The following is a 19,723-nucleotide window of genomic DNA, read 5'->3' on the forward strand; positions in this document are numbered from 1 at the left end:
TTAAAAATTGAAAAAAAACTGGTGAGTTATTGTTACTCACCAGTTATAATATATTTATTTAAGAAGAACCGCCTTTTTAATTTCGGTAAAATTGCCGCACGAAAGTTTATAAAAATAAATTCCGCTTGCAAGATTTGCCGCGTTAAATACTGCTTTATAATTTCCTGGCTTTTGTGATTCATTTACCAAGGTTGTTATTTCATTGCCCAAAATATCATAAACCTTTAACTGTACTAAAGAATTATTACTTGAAACCGGTACGCTGTATTCAATTGTTGTCGCTGGATTGAACGGATTAGGATAATTTTGAATTAGTTCAAATTCGTCCTTTAATATTCTATCCGCATTTTCATTTAAATCGGTTATTCTATTTCCATTTGTTGGAGAAATTGAACCTTTTGAAATTACGTAATCCGTCAAAACTTGGAATTCTGATAAATCTTCATATAAGAAAATATCAGATACATTTATTCCTAAAAATATCTGCAGAAATCCTAAGACAAATTCGTTTGTTGTAACCGAATATTGTTTCGCCAAATCAATTGGGTCGTTTCCGACTAAAACATAAGTAATTCTTTCATAAGGGTTTTTGTTTAAATCAAAACCGTAACTCATTCCGGAAACCTGAATTAAAAATTCATCATTCAATTCTATATTAGATAATCCGAATTCAAGACCGGTTACGATATCAAGTCCGCTCATTTTAAAAGTGACCAATCTATATCCCAATCCATTAACTGTATTAAAACCATATCCAACCATTCTGAAAATATCTGCCGCTACAATGGGACCTTCATTTAAAGGTTGTGCGGTAGATCCTCCAGGTTCAATCGCAATATCTGTCTCGGTTTTTTCTCTAAATGCGTCTGTTACTAAATTACCAACTGGAGTATCCGAATAGCCGTTTTTAATTGGTTCTGCTATTTCTTCAAATTTTGCTTCCGCGCTGCCAATTTGCTGTGTGAATACATTGCCGTAAACTGCTTCAACCTGAGATGTTAAATCTGAGATTATTGAAGAAACAGTTTCATCTTCCGGCACATTTTCATCAAGCGGAATTAATTCATAATTTAATAATGAAACTACTCCTTCTGAAATTTCCAATTTCATCTTTCCTAAATTTGAATAAAAAGCATCAGCTTGAACAATATAAGTTGTCTTTCCCGTTTCCTGTTGAATCATAAACGGCTGTTCAGTTTTATAATGATCGTGTCCGCCAACAATAATGTCAATATATGGAATATATGAAGATAAAACTTTATCTAATTCAAATCCTAAATGTGATAAGCAAATTATTATATCGCATTCATTTGTCATAAGAGTTTCAACAATTTCAGCCGCAATTGGTACAATGTTAGTATCAAAAACAACTGGAGCAGGGAAGGATAATAAGTTTGTTTCAGGTGTCGTTAATCCGAAAATACCAACTTTTAAATGTCCTATTTCCTTAATTATATACGGCTTAACATAACTTTTCAAACTTTGCAGTGTATCTTCCTCTAAGACAAAATTTGCTGAAAGCAGTGGAAAACCATCTTCAGGCGCGAAAGAATTTTGAAGAGCTGATTCTAAAGTTGAAGGCATCAAATCAAATTCATGATTGCCAAGTGTCATCACGTCAAATCCTAATGAATTCATAATTTGAAATTCAGCGGCTCCGTAAAAAACGTTAAAGAAAATGTCACCTATAAATACGTCACCGGCATGAAGTGTTAAAACATTCGGCTCAGTCATTTTATTATAACCAATTACGGACGCGGCTCTTGCTATTCCGCCAATTTTACCTTTTAAAGATTCGTCTCTTGGCGCTGTAGCTGTTAAACAAGAATGAGTATCATTAACATGCAGAATTGTTAAAGTATCCTTTTGCGAGTAAGAGAAACTTGTAAGAACAAAAAATATTGCCATTCCGATAAACCATTGAAAATTTTTCATATAACCTCCGTTTTTTTTACATCTGTAAATTAGTTTTGAAACAGAGGCGTGTTGTCATAAAATTGTCATAAAGATGTAAAATAATGTTATTGTAGTTTAAGACGATTTATCAAAAAATGGATGGTAGAAAATTCAAGAAACTAGCAATTAAAACAATTGACCGAAATTAAAATATATCCCAATATTGTCTTTTGAAAAACCAACATCAAATCTAACAATGAAATTATCCATATTAAATCGCAAACCAGTTACCGGATTGATGATCCAATGTGGTGTTGAAGGACTGTTCCCAACATCTATGCCCGCAATTCCGCTGATTCTTTTCCAAATGTGGAAGCGAATTTCTTGATTAATTAAAATTGATGATAGTGAAAGATATCTGCTTTGCGGCAAACCGCGTAGTGAATTGTTTCCGCCGAGGAAAATTAGGTTTTGATAATCTTCATTTTTAAGTCCGAATATTTTTTGTACACGCAGTCTTGTTGCGGAAATAATTTCCGGATCAAAAAAACTGAAATAAGTTTGAAATAAGAATTCGGTTTTAAAAAAATTATTTCCCAAATTATTGATAACTTCGGCGTATTCATTATTCAATTGCAGAAGAATACCTTGTTTTGGATTAATAAAATTCTCCCTACTGTCGAATCTGAAACTTGCTAAATATGAAATATGCTCAACTGAAGTTGGATGTTTTAACTGTAGTATTCCAGCTTTTTCAAAATTATAACAGGTGATACTGCGCAACTGTATTCCGGCTTCGGCAATTAATTTTTCGGTAAATGCGCGGCTAATAATAGCTTTAATTTCAATGGGTTCTCGGATATATTTTTCGTTCTTAATTTTAGATGAGTTTTGGCTAAATGAAAGTTCATGCTTTGTCGGATAATATAAGTAATTTATGTATTTATCATAATCGGCGACAAGATCAACCGCAAAATTATATTTTCTGCCCTGCCGTCTTTGAATATCCGGATAGGAAAAATATAACTGATACCATCTTTCACCTTTTGTACTGTTATAAATCGTAATATCAAAGCTTTCATTAAAGTCCGCAAAATTGTATAAATAACCTTTTGCTCCAAATCCAAAGCCAACATCAGTATCATAATTTATAATTGGGAAAATTTCCCATTCGCTTTTATCCGCATTTGAAATTGTTTGTCCAATGCTATTACCCAAAAACAATGACCAGCAAAATAAAATTCCTGACGTGATTTTCGAAAAATTCATTTTGTAAACTCAAATGTTCTTTAAATGTAAAATAAAATATAATATTAATACTAACGATTTTGCGCTAATTTTATCTTGTGTTCTTCCCAATCTTTATAGACTGTCGGTAATATAAATTCAATGTTTTTTAATAATTGTTTAGCTAAAATTATTTTTGGCGTATTTAAGTTGAAAAATTTGTTACTGCTTGATATTGAATTGTCTTCAATTATCCATTCATATAAATAACCGCCGACGATTGTATTGTACATTATCTTTTTACCCTTTGCAGGTTTAATTTCTGAAAACTGAAGTTCAATATTTTGCCCGGGCAGAAGCTTTGCATAGTTACTATCTTTATTTGAAATCTGCTCGAATTTGAATTGAGTATTTGTTTTATATGAAATAAATTCTGGAGAAAATAATTTGAGATCTGTTTTTCTGCTGTCGTCAAATTGAATGGCATCTATTTTCCAAACGTCGCTTAAACATCTTAATCTAATTTTCATTTTATTATAATTGTCGGGTAAATTGGGAATTCGAATTAGTTTTTCAAATTTTACATAATTTGCTTCAGGATAAATCAAATCAACGTATTTCCAATTACTGCCGTCCCAGATATCAACCTTAAGAGCGCTTTTTAAAAGTATATCTTTCATAGTGGAAGTTAATTCCGGATCGATTTCAATCGCCTTTGTGAAATTAACAAATTCATCTCCCAATATTTTTTGCAGATAACCGAAACAAATATTAGATATTTCAGAATTTATAGCTGTTATGATTAGTGAGACTGAATCTGTTTTCTGCAAATTATTTAGTGAGAGATAAATTATATCTTCAAAATTATTTTTCGGATTTGCCGAGCTCAAATCGGAATTCCAATAAATGTTATCCGCAAATTTTATCAGCCCGGAAATGTTTCTTTTATTCAAGTCTTCCGCATTCAAAATTGATTTCAAATTTTTAGCTGATTGTAAATTTTGATGATTGTCAGAAAATAATTTTTCGTTTTCATTTATTTCAACAGCGGAAACTGTAATATTATTAATAAAATGTGTTTCCGGTCTTTCATTTGCAATTTTAATTTTTATTTTGTTTTCTTCGGGTTTAATGCCACTAAGAATAATATTCGTTTCTGTTTCTAAAGATTTGCCAAGAGAAATTCCAAATGCTTCGCCTTCTAATTTAAAATCACTTCCGTTCCATGAATAAATGTATGGACACGAACCTTCACCGTAAGAAAAGTGTAAATTAGGTTCCAATTTTATCGCAGTTGAAAAAGAACCTAATGCATTTGAAATAAGGAAAACATTTATACCGGCATAAGCAAGCGTTGACCAAGTGCTTGTTTCATATGTTTGAATGTAAGAAATATTTTGAAACATTAATTCACCTTCAAAATTACATTTCACATTATTTTTAACTTTTACCGCATTTATAGAAATAGTTGAATCAGAAAAAGTAAAATTATTTACATAATAAATAGATGTATCAGTTCCGACAATTTGAATGTTTTTATTTAGGTTTTCCTGCAAATCATAATAAGTAGAAATTTCCGAAACATTAGTGCAGCTATAAAATATTAGGCAAAAGAACGTAAATATAATAGTCGTTTTCATAACATTACCTCATTATTAATAAAAATAAAAATTCAAACCGAATTCAAAATTATTAGTATAAATATTAGGTTTATTTTGCAATTGCACATCTTGAGTATTGGTAAGTCTTAATTGCGGGTACATATAATATGCTACACTTAAGTTTAGGTTTATAATGGATGTTAATCTGCTCAATACGCCAATTTCAATCCGTAAACCTTTATTGTTTCCGTTCATATCAATGTATTCTAAATAACCATTTTCAGTTGAGAAATTATAATGCACTCTTGTTCGGAAAGCTAATGATGATAATCCCAATGAAGTGTATAAATTAGTTTTTTCAATAATTGGATAAAGATAGCCGATTGAAAAATTTGCTATACTAACATCACATTCATCAGCCGTTTCATTAACAAAATTAAATGAATAATTAATGTTAAATACTATATTTGTATGTGTTACAAGGAAGGAAGATATATTGAATTTCACGCCGTTTGTGAATTCAGTTAGTCTGCTTGGTAAATTAAGTTTTTCTTCAACTTTTTTGTAAAGGATATCAATCCCAGAATAATCGTTTGTACTGAAGCCCATTCCGAGTGATAGACCTAAAGTAAATTTTCTTTCAATTATTTTTTCATAATTCAAATTCAGTCTGTTTGTCGGCAACCTATAAAAATTTCGAGAATTCTGTTCATATGTAGATTTCGTATTTTCAATTTCTTTATCAATAGTTTTTTCGATTTTTTCCACAAGGGTATTATCTGCATACTTTAATTTTAAATTTGTATAATTATAGTCAGTTATTCCTTTTTTTACATTATCAGTATATTTAATTTTTATCGCAATATTTCTTATAGCATTAAAACTTAACACAATAGTTGTATCTTTAACTATTATCCCGTTATTTGTAACAATATCACATTTGTAAAGAGAATCTTGACTTAAATAAAATTTTGCGCTGACAAATTCATTGCCAAAATTGGGCAATAAATTATATTCCACTTTTTCATTTAGGTCAACAATCGGTCCAATCTTTTCATTGATAATAATTATTTTTGTGGAATCTTGTCCGATTAAGGCATGTTGAAAATAAGCCGAAAGAATGATTGCTAAAAAAACTTTTGACATTTTCATATTGTACCCGCTAATAAATATTTAATTTACATTAGCATAATAAGCTCGGACAAAATTTGAATTGTCATAAAAATGTCATAAGAAAGTAAAATTTACATCTAACAAATAAATTTATACCCGACTTTGTGAAATGTAATAAGATGCTGGGGATTTGAAGGATTACTTTCAATTTTTTTGCGCAATGATAAAATATAATTATCCACTGTTCTTGTCGTAGGGAAATTATCATAGCCCCATACATCGTCTAACAATTGATCGCGGGATATTACTTGTCCTTCTCTTTCAATTAGGTATTTTAAAATCTTAAATTCCGTTGAAGAGAGGTCAATGGGAATTGAATTATTCTTGGCTTCAAGTTTAACAAAATCTATTTGAACATTTCCAAAAGTAATTATATCAATGTTTTTTTTATTCAAATGATTTCTTCTTAAGAGCGCTTTAACTCTTGCGATAAGTTCTTTAACGCTGAAAGGTTTTGTCATATAATCGTCGGCGCCGATTTCAAGTCCGAGTATTTTATCCATTTCTTCTTTTTTGCTTGTGAGCATTAGAATTGGAGTGTCGTTATCTTCTTTGCGCAAATCCTTACAAATTTCGATTCCGTTTTTTGCAGGAAGCATTAAATCCAGAATTATTAGATCAAAATTTTCTTTTCTCGCTTTTTTAAATCCCAAATATCCATCGTTTTCAGTCGTAACTTCAAAATGTTCATTTTCTAAAGAATCTTTCAATCCAATTATTATTGCCGGATCATCTTCAATTATCAATATTCGTTTCATTAGTAACCCCCATTAACGGGAAATACAATTTGAATTTTGCTCCATTCCCAATTTTACTTTTTACAATAATTTTTCCGTTATGCGCATCTATTATGTGTTTTACAATTGCTAATCCTAAACCGGCTCCAGTAAGATGTTCATTTGAAAGTTGTTTTGATTGAAAATACGGTGTAAATAAGTTTTCAATTTCATATTCATCTATGCCAATACCTTGATCTTCAATTTCAGCTACGGCAAATTTATCTTCTTTATATGTTGACATCTTTATAAATCTGTTATCTTTGGAGAATTTTATTCCGTTAGAAATAATGTTAATTACTGCTTCAGTTACGGCATCTTTATCGGCATAAATAATTAGTTCTTCAATTCCTAAATTTATAGCAGAGTCAAATTTTTGGATTTTGAAAAGATATTCCGTAGTTAAAATAACATCTTTCATTATTGAGTTAAGGTCAATATTTTCAAAATTATAATCTTTTACGCCTCGTTCAATTTTTGAAAAATTTAACACATTATCTATCAATCTTGTTAATCTGTTGCTTTCTCCTTCAATTATTTCCAAATACTGATTGATTTTTTGATCGGAAATATTTTCTTTGTTCTTAATTAATTCAGCAAACATTTTAATTGAAGTAAGAGGAGTTTTAAGATCATGTGAAACGCTTGAAACAAAGAAAGATTTTTGTTCATTCAATTCGGCTAATTTTTGCTTTTCAACTTTTTCAAAAAACAATTGTTCGTGCAATTTTATTCTTTCAATTCCGTTGCCTAATTCTGTAGCAATTGTATTCAATAAATCTATATCTTCGACCGAAAATTTTGCACTGCTTTTTTTCCCACCTAAAACCAAAAGTCCATAAAAATTATTCATGGAAGATTTAATTGGATATATTATCTCAAATTTTAATTGACTAAATTCTGTAAAAGATTTTGAATTTTTCCGTAATTCGTTTGCAACGGAGTTTTTTGAAAAGTATGGATTAAAGTCATTGTTTTTTATTTCATCAAGATTAAATTCAATGATCTTATTTTCAAATTCCCGTAAATTTTTATTTGCGATTAATTTAAGATTCTTATTTTGATCTGAATTAAAGTAGCCTAAATTATTTACCGGAATAACTTTTTCAATAAATGAAATCACTTTTTCAAGTAATATTTGTTCTACAGTTAATTCTTTAATTTCTTCAAGAAAAGATCTTACGGTTTCGCGGTAATCATATTCAACTTTGAATATTTTTTTATTAACAAATCTCTTTACAAATTCTTTAATTGGATGAAAAACCAAAGCGATAAAAATTGCGGCAATTATAGATGAAACTTCCGGATTGGGAATATGAATTGAATTTACCAGTATTGTGAAAAATCCGAAATAAATTATTAAAAGAATAGAAAGTGCAATTGGATATACAATCGTTCGTCTAATTATAATTTCTACATCCATAAGTTGATGTTTAATAATCGCGATTCCAAAAGTAATTGGTACCGCCGCCACCAGCAGCAAAACAATTTCTTCAGGAATTAAGCCGTTTGTTGTTAATCGCTGAGGAATAACCCAAAGGAATAAATAACTCATCGGACCTAAAATATATCCTAATAAGATCCATCGCAGTTTTTTTCTGGTTTCAATATTGTTTGTAGAAAAGTAAATTCTAAACTGAACGAAAATTGAAGTTAATACAAGAACAATTACATATATGCTGCAAATATTAAAAGCATCTATATATAGGTTTATGTTTTCTAATGTTACTGAATAAGTATATTTAATAAAAACATAACTTAAACTGACTGCAAAAAGAACGGAAGTTAAATATAAAAATGATAGATACTTTCTAAAATTGATTTTTATTTCTGTTGGAAATATAAACGCGAAATGAAGAAAAAAAGTTGGAACTAACGCATAACCCAAATGAAAACCTGATCTTGTAATTATTCCAATTGTACTGCCAAGATCAGTAAAATTTCCCCACGTCATAAATATAATTGAAGCTGTTGTTACCATGCACCAATGAAAAATAATTCCAACTTCATTACTTTTACTTTTTATAAGAACAATAAATCCAGTGATAAAAAATGTTAATCCAATAATTACCGCAATAATATCATACAGCATTGAGTAAAAAGGTTTTAATGGAATTGTTAAATTTTGATTTGAATGATCTTTTTGAAGCTGAACAATCACCAATTCATCAAGAGATTTGCTGTCTAAGTAAATTTCAATTTCTTCGCGGTTCTCAAACTCGAAACCATCAATAGATTTAATAATACCGCCGACAAATGAATCATAATTAATTGAGCTGGATCTTGTAATTATTAATTTGTCATCTAATGAAGTTATTGAGAACGGGAGATCGGCTTTAACTGAAAAGTTATATAAGCCAAGTAAAAACAAGATGAAAATCAGGAAATCGAATAAAAGAAAAATATTTACATTTTTAATATTGCCTTTCATTTTAACCTTATAGGTTAATTTCAACAAATTAAAAATTGTTAATTAATTTTCAGTTTAATTTCTATGATGATTAAAAAAAATAATTCAGCTACTTTATATTAATAAAATAAACAATTTAAATCATATAATATATTTTGGAATGAAAATATTTTTATATTAAAAGTATAAATGCGATATGTAATCTTTTCACTTTTTGTAAAATTTAATTTTACATGTTAAATCATTTCCTAATTATTTAAGAAAAATATTTGTTTTTTAATCAAATCTTGACTTTTCAGCTTATAATAAGCATATTTCAATCTATGAGTCAGAACTATTCTTACCAAACGACTGATGGATTTAAAATCTCAATAACAACTTTTGGCAATGAAAATTTGGAAAAAGGTAATTGCGTTATTTTAGTTCACGGTTTTAAAGGATTTAAAGATTGGGGTTTTGGTCCGTACATTGCGGATTATTTTGCAAAGAATAAATATTTTGTAATCACGTTTAATTTTTCTCATAATGGTATTGGTGAAAATCCAACCGAATTTACAGAGTTGGATAAATTTGCGAACAATACATATTCTCGTGAAATTAGTGAATTAGGTCAAATTATCTCAATTTATAAAAATGGATTTTTTGGTAAAACGAATCCTTTTGGTAAACTTGGAGTAATCGGTCACAGCAGAGGCGGAGCCATTTCTATTATTGAAAGCTCGAATAATGAAAATGTTGGCGCTTTGGCTACTTGGGCAACAATTTCAAATTTTGACAGATATAAAGAAAGACAAAAGTCAGATTGGAAAAAAAGGGGATTTATTGAGATTCTAAATACTCGCACAAAGCAAAAAATGAGGTTAAATTTAGCGTTATTAAATGATATCGAAAATAACGCTGATTTACTTGATTTGGAAAAAGCATTAAATAAATTTCATAAACCTTACTTAATAATTCACGGCGATCAGGATTTAGCTGTTCCTGTTGAAGAAGCGGAAATACTTTTTAATTACGCGGATAAAGATTTTACGAAATTTGAAAAAATTAAGGGAACGGGACATACTTTTGACGTTAAACATCCTTTTGATGGAAGTACAAAAGCATTCGATTTAGTTATAAATAAAACATTGGAATTCTTCAATTCATCATTTTACGGAAATTAATTATGGGAATTAAAAATATCGTATTTATTTTAGTTTTTATTTCTGCGTTTGCTTTTTTGTACTTTAATTTAAAAAGATTGATTTCATATCTAAGTATTGGCAAAAGGGAAAATAGATTTGACAATATTGGCGAAAGAATTAAAAACGTTCTCACTGTTGGTATCGGACAATCAAAAATACTTCGCGATCCAGTTGGAGGAACTGTTCACGCCTTAATTTTCTGGGGATTTTTACTTTTCTTAACCGCGGTTTTAGAATCAATAATCCAAGGATTTTATTCAAATTTTTCACTCATTTTTTTAGGTCCAATTTTTTCTTTAATAACTTTAACGCAAGATATTTTTGGAATTTTGGTTTTCGCTGCAGTTTTGTTTGCATTGTATAGAAGATATATTCAAAAAGTAAAAAGATTAGAGCATGGAAAGGAAAGTTTAATTGACGCTACAATTGTACTTTCTTTAATTCTTGTTGTTGTAATTTCAATGTTCGGTCAAAATATATCGCATATCGCAAAAAATAATTTTACTCTCGCAAATTGGGAAGTTCGTCCTATTAGTTTTACTTTGGCACATGTATTTTATTCAACAGGAGAAAATGCTTCAATCTGGTATGAAATATTTTGGTGGATTCATATTTTAACAATTTTCGGATTTATGAATTTTTTACCTTATTCAAAACATCTTCACGTTTTTGCTTCAATTCCTAATGTTTATTTTGAAAAACTGGGTAACAAAAAATTTGAGTTAAAAAAGATAAATTTAGAAGATGAAACCATTGAGCAATATGGAGCGGCAGATGTTGACCATCTTACGTGGAAACAAATGTTTGACGGATATACTTGCACGGAATGCGGAAGATGTTCTGATGCTTGTCCGGCAAATAAAACCGGTAAACTTCTTTCGCCGAGAGAAATAATTATTAACGTAAGAAAACGTACTGTTGAAAAAGCTCCTTTGATTTTGGAAAAATCCGAAAATACGGAATTATTGGAAAAAACATTAATCCATAATTATATAACTCCCGAAGAACTTTGGGCATGCACAACTTGCGGCGCTTGTATGCAGGAATGTCCCGTAACAATTGAGCATCTCGATACAATTGTTGATATGAGAAGAAATTTAGTTTTAATGGAATCCGAATTTCCAAATGAACTGAATCCGGTATTTAAAAATTTGGAAACTAATTTTACACCTTGGGCATTTAATCATCAAGATAGAGCAAATTGGGCAGAAGGTTTAAATGTAAAAACAATGGCTGAAGATCCGAATTGCGAATATTTGTTCTGGGTTGGATGTGCCGGAAGTTATGATTCAAGATATCAGAAAGTATCAAAGGCAATTGCCGAATTATTTAATAAAGCCGGAGTGAATTTTAGAATATTAGGCACTGAAGAAAAATGTAACGGGGATACCGCCAGAAGATTGGGTAACGAATATTTAGCACAGATGATGATGCAGGAAAATGTAGAAACTCTTAATTCATATAAAGTTAAAAAAATTGTTACAGGATGTCCGCATTGTTATAATTCTCTTAAAATTGAATATCCGCAGTTTGGAGGAAACTTTGAAGTATACCATCATTCCGAGGTTTTGGAGAAGTTAATTGACGATGGAATGATAAAATTAAAGGAAAATTCGCAGAAATCTAAAGTAACTTATCATGATTCATGTTATTTGGGAAGATATAATCAAATTTACAATTCTCCCAGAAATTCCTTAAATTCCGTTGTTGGATTAGATTTACTTGAGATGGATAGGAATAAAGATAAAGGATTTTGCTGCGGAGCGGGCGGCGGAAGAATGTTTTTGGAAGAAACAGAAGGAACAAAAATAAATATTAACAGAACGGAAGAGGCATTATCGACTAATGCAGATACAATTGCTTCTGCTTGTCCGTTTTGTATGACAATGCTGACTGATGGAGTTAAATCATTTGAAAAACAAGAGGATGTGTCGGTGAAAGATATTGCTGAAATAATATTAGAAAATTCAATTTAATAATTAATAACCAACAAAAAGGAGAAAAAATGAGCGATAAGTACACACAAATAGTCGAATTTGTAAAAAACATGCAAGCAGACGTTGAAAAATTCTACGTAAAAGGACAATCAGCGGCTGGAACAAGAGTTCGTAAAGCTCTTAGCGAATTAAAAAAAATGTCTCAAGATATGAGAAATGAAGTTCAAGAAAAAAAATTAGAAAAGAAAGCTTAATTATTTTTTCTTTTTTAAAATTATTTTAAGGCTGTTTATTAACTTAAGCAGCCTTATTTTTTGTATATGAAAATGAAAATTATCTTATTATCTACTTTTATTCTCAGTTTAGTATATTGGGCTTTTAATCCAAGCTTCAAAGAACATCAGAATTTGATAACTGAAGAAAAAATTGATTCAACGGTAACTGTTTCGTTTTCTTGCGTTGGTGATATTATGTGTCACTCGACTCAATATAATTCGGCAAAAGTGGATAAAGACAGTTTTGATTTCAAACCAATGTTTGAATTTATAAAAGATTATCTTGTTGAAAAAGATATCTTACTTGGAAATTTAGAAACCGTTCTTGCGGGTAAAACAAAAAATTATTCAGGTTATCCGTATTTTAATACGCCAAACCAATTTGCAGAAGCATTGAAAGACGCGGGATTTGATTTTTTGTTTACCGCAAATAATCACGCAAATGATCATGGATTGGAAGGAATTGAAAGAACTCTTGCAGAATTGAAAAATGTAAACATCATCCCAATCGGGACCAAATCATCCGTTGACACTTCGGAAATTTACAATCTTTTTGTGAGAAAAGGATTACGTTTTAGTCTTTTGGCATATACTTACGGAACAAATCCGCAGAATAAAAATAAAAATCCTCAAAAGAATATTAGTTTTATTGATACGCTCAAAATCAAAAATGAAATACAAGAATTAAAAAAGAAAAATGCTGATGTGATAATAATTTATTTCCATTTTGGAAATGAATATGATAAGAAAGTAAGTAAATATCAAAAACAGATTGTAAATAAAGTGATAAGCTACGGTGCAGATATTATTTTGGCAAGTCATCCGCATGTTCTGCAGCAATTCGAAAAATTTAAAAGCGTTAATGCAAATATTGACACTGGAATTGTTACATTTTCACTTGGTAATTTTATTTCTAATCAAAGATGGCGTTTTTCAGACGGCAGTATAATTTTCAATTTCGATGTAACAAAAAATATTTTCACCGATTCAGTTTATGTTTCCGATATTAGCTTTTTGCCAATTTGGATTTTTAAGGGAAAAATAAACGGTAAAAAAGAATACAGAATTTTACCGTCACAAAATTTTAATGACACATTGAAATATAATTTTTTAAAAACCGCAGATATTGATAGTATGAAAAGATCATATTATGATAACATAAAAATCTTTACATCAGCAAATAATTCTGCAAAAATCGATACAATGAAATTTTAATTATGAACAAAAAAACTTCACTAACAATTATTTTTATAACAGTTTTTATTGATCTTTTAGGATTTGGATTATTAATCCCGATTCTGCCAACATTTGCGAGCAAGGTACTGTTTATTTCAGATTTTCAAATAGGAATTTTAGTCGCCGCATTTTCTTTTATGCAATTTATTTTTAATCCCATTGTTTGAAATTATTCAGATAAAATTGGAAGACGACCGATAATTTTAGCTTCTTTACTTTTAACAGGTATTTCTTATTTGATTTTCAGCTTTGCTCATTCATTTTTTCTTTTGTTAATATCAAGAATTATAGCCGGACTTGGCGGAAGCAATATATCCGCGGCTCAAGCTTATATCGCAGATATTACCGAAGCAAAAGACAGAACAAAAGGAATGGGAATAATTGGAACCGCGTTTGCTTTAGGTTTTGTATTTGGTCCGATGCTAGGCGGAATTTTATCAGGTTACGGATACGAATTTGTAGGTTATGTAGCCGCGGGATTTTCATTCTCCGCATTCACATTCGCGCTTTTCTTTTTGAATGAATCATTAGATAAAAAGCTAGAAATCAAAAAAAGACAAAGTTTGTTTTCCACATCTACATTTAAAGATTTATTGCAGCAAAAGCGTTTAACTTTTTTTGTGTTTGTTTACTTCATAATTGTTTTTTCAATGGCAAATATCTATGGAACATTTGCGCTTTTAGGATATAAAGTTTATAATTTAAGTGATAGACAGATTGGAATTTTATATACAATTATGGGTTTAGCAAGCGCTTTTATTCAAGGCGGGGTTTTAAGAACGGCACTAAATTATTTCAAAGATGAAAAGTTATTATTGATAAGTATGGTTTTTATGATTATTGGTATTGGCGGAATGCCGTATGGTCAAACTTTCCTTGGTGTTGCTATTATTTCCGCAATATCTTCTATGGGTACGGGCAGTTTGCAGCCGCTGATTTTGGGATTGATTTCTAAAGAAATAAGTCATGAAAATCAAGGAAGTATTTTAGGATTGAACCAATCAATTGCAGCTTTGGCAAGAGTGCTTGGACCAATATGGGGCGGATTTGCTTTTGATTATTTAGGATTTGAATTTCCCTTTTTAACGGGCTGCGTGTTTACATTGATAACACTTTTTATTTCAATTCATTTTTTGCAGAATAAAAAATATAACGAAGTTTCTAATGTTTAAAGTCGGGAAAATAGAATTTCAAAATCCAATACTTCTTGCGCCAATGGAAGACGTAACAAGTATTGCATTTAGAAAATTATGCAAGGAACTCGGTGCCGATATTGTCTATACGGAATTCGTGAACTCTGATGGATTGATAAGAGATAATAAAAAAACTCATGATAAATTGAAGATCACTAATGATGAAAGACCGGTCGGAATTCAAATATACGGCGGTGAAATTAATGCGATGCGTGAAGCCGCAAAAATTGCCGAGCAAGAAAATCCGGAGATTATTGACATAAACGCTGGATGCTGGGTAAAAAAAGTCGCGAATAGAGGAGCCGGCGCGGGATTGTTAAAAGATCCGCCATATATGCAGAAAATGGCAAAAGAAATTGTTGAGTCAGTTAAAATTCCAGTAACCGTAAAAACAAGATTGGGATGGGATGAAAATTCTATTGAAATTATTGAAGTTGCAAAACGGCTTGAAGACGTTGGAGTAAAAGCTCTTACTATTCATTGCAGAACAAGAGTTCAGGGACATGACGGCGAACCGGCTTGGCATTGGATTCCAAAAATTAAAGAAGCGGTTAGCATTCCGGTTGTTGTTAACGGCGGAATATTATCCGCGCAAGACGCGCTGAAAGCAAAAGAAATAACTAACGCGGATGGTTTTATGGTTGCTCGCGGCGCAATTTATCATCCTTGGATATTTAGAGAAATAAAAGAAATTTTCGAAAAAGGTTTTGTTTCACATTTCGTAGATGTAGAGGAAAGAATTTCAACCGCACTGCGTCATTTAAAATATGAACTTGAATTTAAAGAAGGTAAAAGAGCTATAATTCCTTTTAGAAAATATTATTCGGGTTATTTAAGAGGTTTGTATGGAGCCTCAAAGATAAAGCAAAAAATTATGCTCTTGGAAGAATATCAGCCTATTGAAGATCTTTTATTCAGTTATAAAGAGGAGTTATTAAAGCATCAGGAATTTGAAGAATAATTTTTTTTCGAATTTTTCATTTAATTTTATTCAAATATAAAAAATGATCAAATGGAAATTATTTAAAAAATGAATCTCTTATGCGCAAATAAAATTTAGGTATGCCTAACCGAATATGCACTTAAAAAAAATTGCTAAAATCATTTCTTATTTATTTGTTCCTCCGGTTTTAAACTTTCTGATATTTATATATTTTTCAATCTATTTTGAACAGCAAAAAAAATGGATTTCAATTTTCATTTCGTTTGCATTGGGATTGGTAATACCGGTTTTTACTTTTATTAATTTTCGTAAAAAAGGCAAAATTGTAAACGATGACGCGACGATAAAAGAAGAGAGAACAATTCCTTATATTTACGCAATTTTATACACGCTTTTGGGATTAGTAATTTCATCGTTATTTAATATTAATGAAGTAATTTTAAAACTTTGGCTTATATATTTGATTAGCAGTATTCTGATTATAAACATAAATAGATTTTGGAAAATCAGCGCTCACGCAATGGGTGCTGGAATACCATTAGGCGCTTCATTATTTATTAATCAATTTTGGATATTTCTAATAATTTTAATTTTAGTCGGTTCATCAAGATATATTTTGAAGGTTCACACAACTATACAAATTCTTGCGGGCGGTTTTTTAGGATTTATTTCATCATTTTTGGTTTTAAGATATTGTAATTGATTTTTTAAAATTTATAGGTGTTCAATGGAAATTAAAAATTTTATTCGCGACATTCCAAATTTTCCCAAAGAGGGAATAATATTTAAAGATATTACAACATTATTAAAAGATAAAGCAGCGTTTGAGTTCACGCTCGAAAACCTGTTTTTGTTTGCAAAAGATAAAGGAATAACAAAAGTAGTAGGCATTGAATCACGCGGATTTATTTTTGGCGGGGCGTTGGCGCAAAAATTAAACTGCGGATTTATCCCGATAAGAAAACCCGGAAAACTTCCCGCGGAAAAAATTAAAGAAGAATATTCTCTTGAATACGGCGTTGACTCCATTGAGATTCATAAAGACGCGCTGAATGAAAATGATGTAGTACTTTTACACGACGATCTGCTTGCTACGGGTGGAACGATGAAAGCCGCGTGCAATTTGGTTGAGAAACTCGGCGCTACAATTAATCAAATTTCGTTTATTATCGAATTGGATTTTTTAAACGGAAGAAAACTTTTGGAAAATTATAAAATCAATTCATTAATTCATTATTAAAATATCATGCTGAAAGTTTTTCAAAATGAACTTGAACATCTCATAAATGAATTTAAGAAACTTGATTCTAAGATCAGCATAATTTTTTTTAGCTCAATAATTTTATTTACGGTCAGCTGGTATTTTTCCACGCCAAAATTTTTCAGACAAAATTTAGAAGATTATTTTACACAGGTTAATACAGATATATATGCTTATGGATTTTGGTTCTTATTTGATACAGTGTTGTTTTTGGTAATTCCAATTTTATTAATAAAATTTATTTTTTATGAACCGGCTAAAAGTTACGGATTAAAATTTAATATTAAGCTAAATGGAATTGTAGTTGTTTTATTTACGCTAATAATTTTTCTTCCGGTAATCATTTTAATTTCTTCTTCCGAAAATTTTGTTCAATATTTTCCTTTGATGCAAAGCGCAAAAAATGATCTATCTACTTTCGTTATTTATGAATTGCTTTTTATATTATTTATTTTTTCATGGGAATTTATTTTTAGAGGATTTTTGCTTTTTGGATTAGAAGAAAAGTTCGGGGTTTATTCTATTTTTATCCAAATGATTCCGTTTGTAATTTTGCATAACGGAAAACCTTTTTTAGAAACTTTTGCTTCAATTTTCGGCGGGATATTTTTAGGATATTTGGCTTTAAGATATAGAACAATAATTTACGGATTTTTAATTCATAGCTCAATTTTGGTTATTTTGGATTTAATTTCGTTCATAAAGAATTTATAAATAAATTGTAATTTTACATATCTAAATTGAAAGGCAGTTATTATGAAATTTTCATTGAATGTTGATCATGTCGCTTTTTTAAGAAACGCAAGAGGCGAAGATAATCCCGATCCTGTAACATTTGCATTAATGGCTGAACTTTTCGGTGTTGATGGAATTGTCGTTCATCTTAGAGAGGACAGAAGACATATTAACGAACGAGACTTAAGGTTAATGCGTGAACAGCTTAAAACAAAACTCGATCTTGAAATGGCTGCGGTTAAGGAAATTATTGATATTGCGTGTGATGTTGTTCCCGATCTGGTTACGCTCGTTCCGGAAAAAAGACAAGAGCTTACAACTGAAGGCGGATTGAATGTAATTGATAATATCGATCTGATCAGAAGTGCTATTGATAGACTGCATGAATTTGATATTCCGGTCTCATTATTTGTAGAACCTGATTTAAATCAAATTGACGCGGCTGCCGAAATAAATGCTGACGTAATTGAAATTCATACAGGTGTTTACGCAAACGCAATTCTAGAAGAAGATGTTTTTGATGAATTGGAAAGAATTAGACAAGCCGCCAAACACGCAAAAAAATTGGGTCTTGGCGTTAACGCAGGACATGGTTTAAATTACAACAATATCAAAGAATTTATTGCTATCGAAAATATTGATGAAGTAAGTATTGGACAGGCTGTTATTGCGAGGTCGGTTTTTGTTGGTTTAGAGAAAGCCGTAAAAGAAATGTTGACTTTAATTGATCGAAAATAAATTGAATTCGCTGAAGCGCAGGTTAGAATACCATTATAAGGAATTTGATTCAACTCAAATTTATGCCGATCCAATAATTTTTCCGCGAAAATATAAAATTGAATCCGATATTGAGATCTCGGCTTTTATATCAAGCATATTTGCATATGGCAATGTTTCTCAGATCAATAATTCTTTGGAGAAGTTGCATAATTTGATAGGGAATTCACCTACAGATTATTTCTTCAACTTTAATGTAAAACAGCACAATAAATTTTTTAATTCCTTCAAACACAGATTTTATACGGGCGAAGATGTTAATAAACTATTTCTTATTATTAAATATATTTTGAATGAATACGAATCAATAAAACATCTTTTTCTTTTGTACTATTTTGATCAGGATAAAAATATTAAAAATACACTGTCATTTTTTTCAAAAAATTTAATTGAGATTTCGGAAAGAATTTCGCCTACTTCGAAAAGTGTCAAATTTATGTTCCCTGATCCATTTTCAGGCAGTGCTTGTAAAAGAATGAATTTATTTTTAAGATGGATGGTTAGAAAAGATGATATTGATTTTGGAATTTGGAATGCCGTTAATAAAAAGCAGTTAGTAATTCCAGTTGATACTCATATAGCAAAATTGAGCAAAAACTTGGGATTGACAAATCATAAAAATGTATCATGGCAAATGGCTGAAGAAATAACCGAAAATCTAAAGAAATTTGACCAAAATGATCCGGTTAAATATGATTTTGCGATTTGCCATATTGGAATGAGAAAACTTGATTTTTAGAAATTTTATTAAATTTATATATAAAATAAATTTAATTGCATAAAAATCATTAAAAGTTTATATTTACGGTCTATTTTTTAATGTAAGTTCTTAAAAAATATTTAATATCTAATGCCGGGGTGGCGGAATAGGTAGACGCACAGGACTTAAAATCCTGTGGGAGGTATCTCCCGTATCGGTTCGAGTCCGATCCTCGGTACTAGCTGTTAAAAATGAAAAGTTTGTTTTTAGTAAATAATAAGCTTTTATCAGACTGGGTTCTTAGCTCAGTTGGTTAGAGCGTCTGCTTGACGTGCAGAAGGTCAAAGGTTCGAATCCTTTAGAACCCACATTTTTTTCGGAGTTTACTCCGTTTTTTTT

The 19,723-nt window shown here is 30.2% G+C and carries 16 protein-coding genes, 2 tRNA genes and 1 pseudogene; 13 read left to right on the top strand and 6 right to left on the bottom strand.

What is annotated here, in order from left to right:
* Window positions 1–54: 54 nt before the first annotated feature.
* The 6 genes from IPK06_18110 to IPK06_18135 form a co-directional block, all read right to left on the bottom strand.
* The gene (locus IPK06_18110) at window positions 55–1,935 is read right to left on the bottom strand and encodes a 5'-nucleotidase C-terminal domain-containing protein (GenBank protein ID MBK7981884.1); all 1,881 of its coding nucleotides are present in this window, start codon (window positions 1,933–1,935) and stop codon (window positions 55–57) included.
* A gap of 147 nt (window positions 1,936–2,082) precedes the next feature.
* A complete protein-coding gene (locus IPK06_18115) occupies window positions 2,083–3,165 on the bottom strand; it encodes a BamA/TamA family outer membrane protein (GenBank protein ID MBK7981885.1) in 1,083 nt (360 codons plus the stop codon).
* A gap of 50 nt (window positions 3,166–3,215) precedes the next feature.
* Window positions 3,216–4,763: a hypothetical protein gene (locus IPK06_18120; GenBank protein ID MBK7981886.1), complete on the bottom strand. Its 1,548-nt coding sequence runs from the start codon at window positions 4,761–4,763 to the stop codon at window positions 3,216–3,218.
* A 15-nt stretch (window positions 4,764–4,778) separates the two neighbouring features.
* Complete coding sequence (locus tag IPK06_18125; GenBank protein MBK7981887.1) at window positions 4,779–5,876, bottom strand: hypothetical protein; 1,098 nt, start codon at window positions 5,874–5,876, stop codon at window positions 4,779–4,781.
* 98 nt (window positions 5,877–5,974) lie between these two features.
* Window positions 5,975–6,655: a response regulator transcription factor gene (locus tag IPK06_18130; protein MBK7981888.1), complete on the bottom strand. Its 681-nt coding sequence runs from the start codon at window positions 6,653–6,655 to the stop codon at window positions 5,975–5,977.
* Complete coding sequence (locus IPK06_18135) at window positions 6,633–9,104, bottom strand: hypothetical protein (GenBank protein ID MBK7981889.1); 2,472 nt, start codon at window positions 9,102–9,104, stop codon at window positions 6,633–6,635. Before IPK06_18135 ends, IPK06_18130 begins: the two co-directional genes overlap by 23 nt.
* A gap of 302 nt (window positions 9,105–9,406) precedes the next feature.
* On the opposite strand from IPK06_18135, the gene IPK06_18140 reads away from it, so the two are divergent.
* From IPK06_18140 to IPK06_18200, 13 genes and pseudogenes are all read left to right on the top strand, one after another.
* The gene (locus IPK06_18140; protein ID MBK7981890.1) at window positions 9,407–10,246 is read left to right on the top strand and encodes an alpha/beta hydrolase; all 840 of its coding nucleotides are present in this window, start codon (window positions 9,407–9,409) and stop codon (window positions 10,244–10,246) included.
* 2 nt (window positions 10,247–10,248) lie between these two features.
* Window positions 10,249–12,243, top strand: coding sequence for a 4Fe-4S dicluster domain-containing protein (locus IPK06_18145; protein ID MBK7981891.1), 1,995 nt, complete (start codon window positions 10,249–10,251; stop codon window positions 12,241–12,243).
* Between the two features lie 29 nt (window positions 12,244–12,272).
* Entirely contained in the window at window positions 12,273–12,458 is a 186-nt protein-coding gene (locus IPK06_18150; protein ID MBK7981892.1) for a histone H1, read from the top strand.
* 72 nt (window positions 12,459–12,530) lie between these two features.
* Complete coding sequence (locus IPK06_18155; GenBank protein MBK7981893.1) at window positions 12,531–13,694, top strand: CapA family protein; 1,164 nt, start codon at window positions 12,531–12,533, stop codon at window positions 13,692–13,694.
* 2 nt (window positions 13,695–13,696) lie between these two features.
* Window positions 13,697–14,887 (top strand): annotated as a pseudogene (locus IPK06_18160) (MFS transporter).
* The gene (gene dusB, locus IPK06_18165) at window positions 14,880–15,869 is read left to right on the top strand and encodes a tRNA dihydrouridine synthase DusB (protein MBK7981894.1); all 990 of its coding nucleotides are present in this window, start codon (window positions 14,880–14,882) and stop codon (window positions 15,867–15,869) included. Before IPK06_18160 ends, dusB begins: the two are co-directional and overlap by 8 nt.
* A 115-nt stretch (window positions 15,870–15,984) precedes the next feature.
* Window positions 15,985–16,554 (top strand): hypothetical protein, encoded by a 570-nt coding sequence (locus IPK06_18170; GenBank protein MBK7981895.1) that lies wholly within the window; start codon window positions 15,985–15,987, stop codon window positions 16,552–16,554.
* A 24-nt stretch (window positions 16,555–16,578) separates the two neighbouring features.
* Complete coding sequence (locus tag IPK06_18175) at window positions 16,579–17,091, top strand: adenine phosphoribosyltransferase (protein MBK7981896.1); 513 nt, start codon at window positions 16,579–16,581, stop codon at window positions 17,089–17,091.
* Between the two features lie 6 nt (window positions 17,092–17,097).
* Window positions 17,098–17,826 carry a CPBP family intramembrane metalloprotease gene (locus IPK06_18180; GenBank protein ID MBK7981897.1) on the top strand — a complete coding sequence of 243 codons (729 nt, stop codon included), beginning with the start codon at window positions 17,098–17,100 and terminating at the stop codon, window positions 17,824–17,826.
* 39 nt (window positions 17,827–17,865) lie between these two features.
* Window positions 17,866–18,585, top strand: a complete 720-nt coding sequence (locus IPK06_18185) for a pyridoxine 5'-phosphate synthase (protein ID MBK7981898.1) — start codon at window positions 17,866–17,868, stop codon at window positions 18,583–18,585.
* Between the two features lies 1 nt (window position 18,586).
* The gene (locus IPK06_18190) at window positions 18,587–19,363 is read left to right on the top strand and encodes a TIGR02757 family protein (protein MBK7981899.1); all 777 of its coding nucleotides are present in this window, start codon (window positions 18,587–18,589) and stop codon (window positions 19,361–19,363) included.
* Window positions 19,364–19,476: 113 nt separating this feature from the next.
* Window positions 19,477–19,562: transfer RNA gene (locus IPK06_18195), tRNA-Leu, on the top strand.
* Between the two features lie 56 nt (window positions 19,563–19,618).
* Window positions 19,619–19,692 (top strand) — tRNA-Val (locus IPK06_18200).
* Window positions 19,693–19,723: the final 31 nt, after the last annotated feature.

It is taken from the genome of Ignavibacteriota bacterium, assembly GCA_016713565.1.
Taxonomy (GTDB): domain Bacteria; phylum Bacteroidota; class Ignavibacteria; order Ignavibacteriales; family Melioribacteraceae.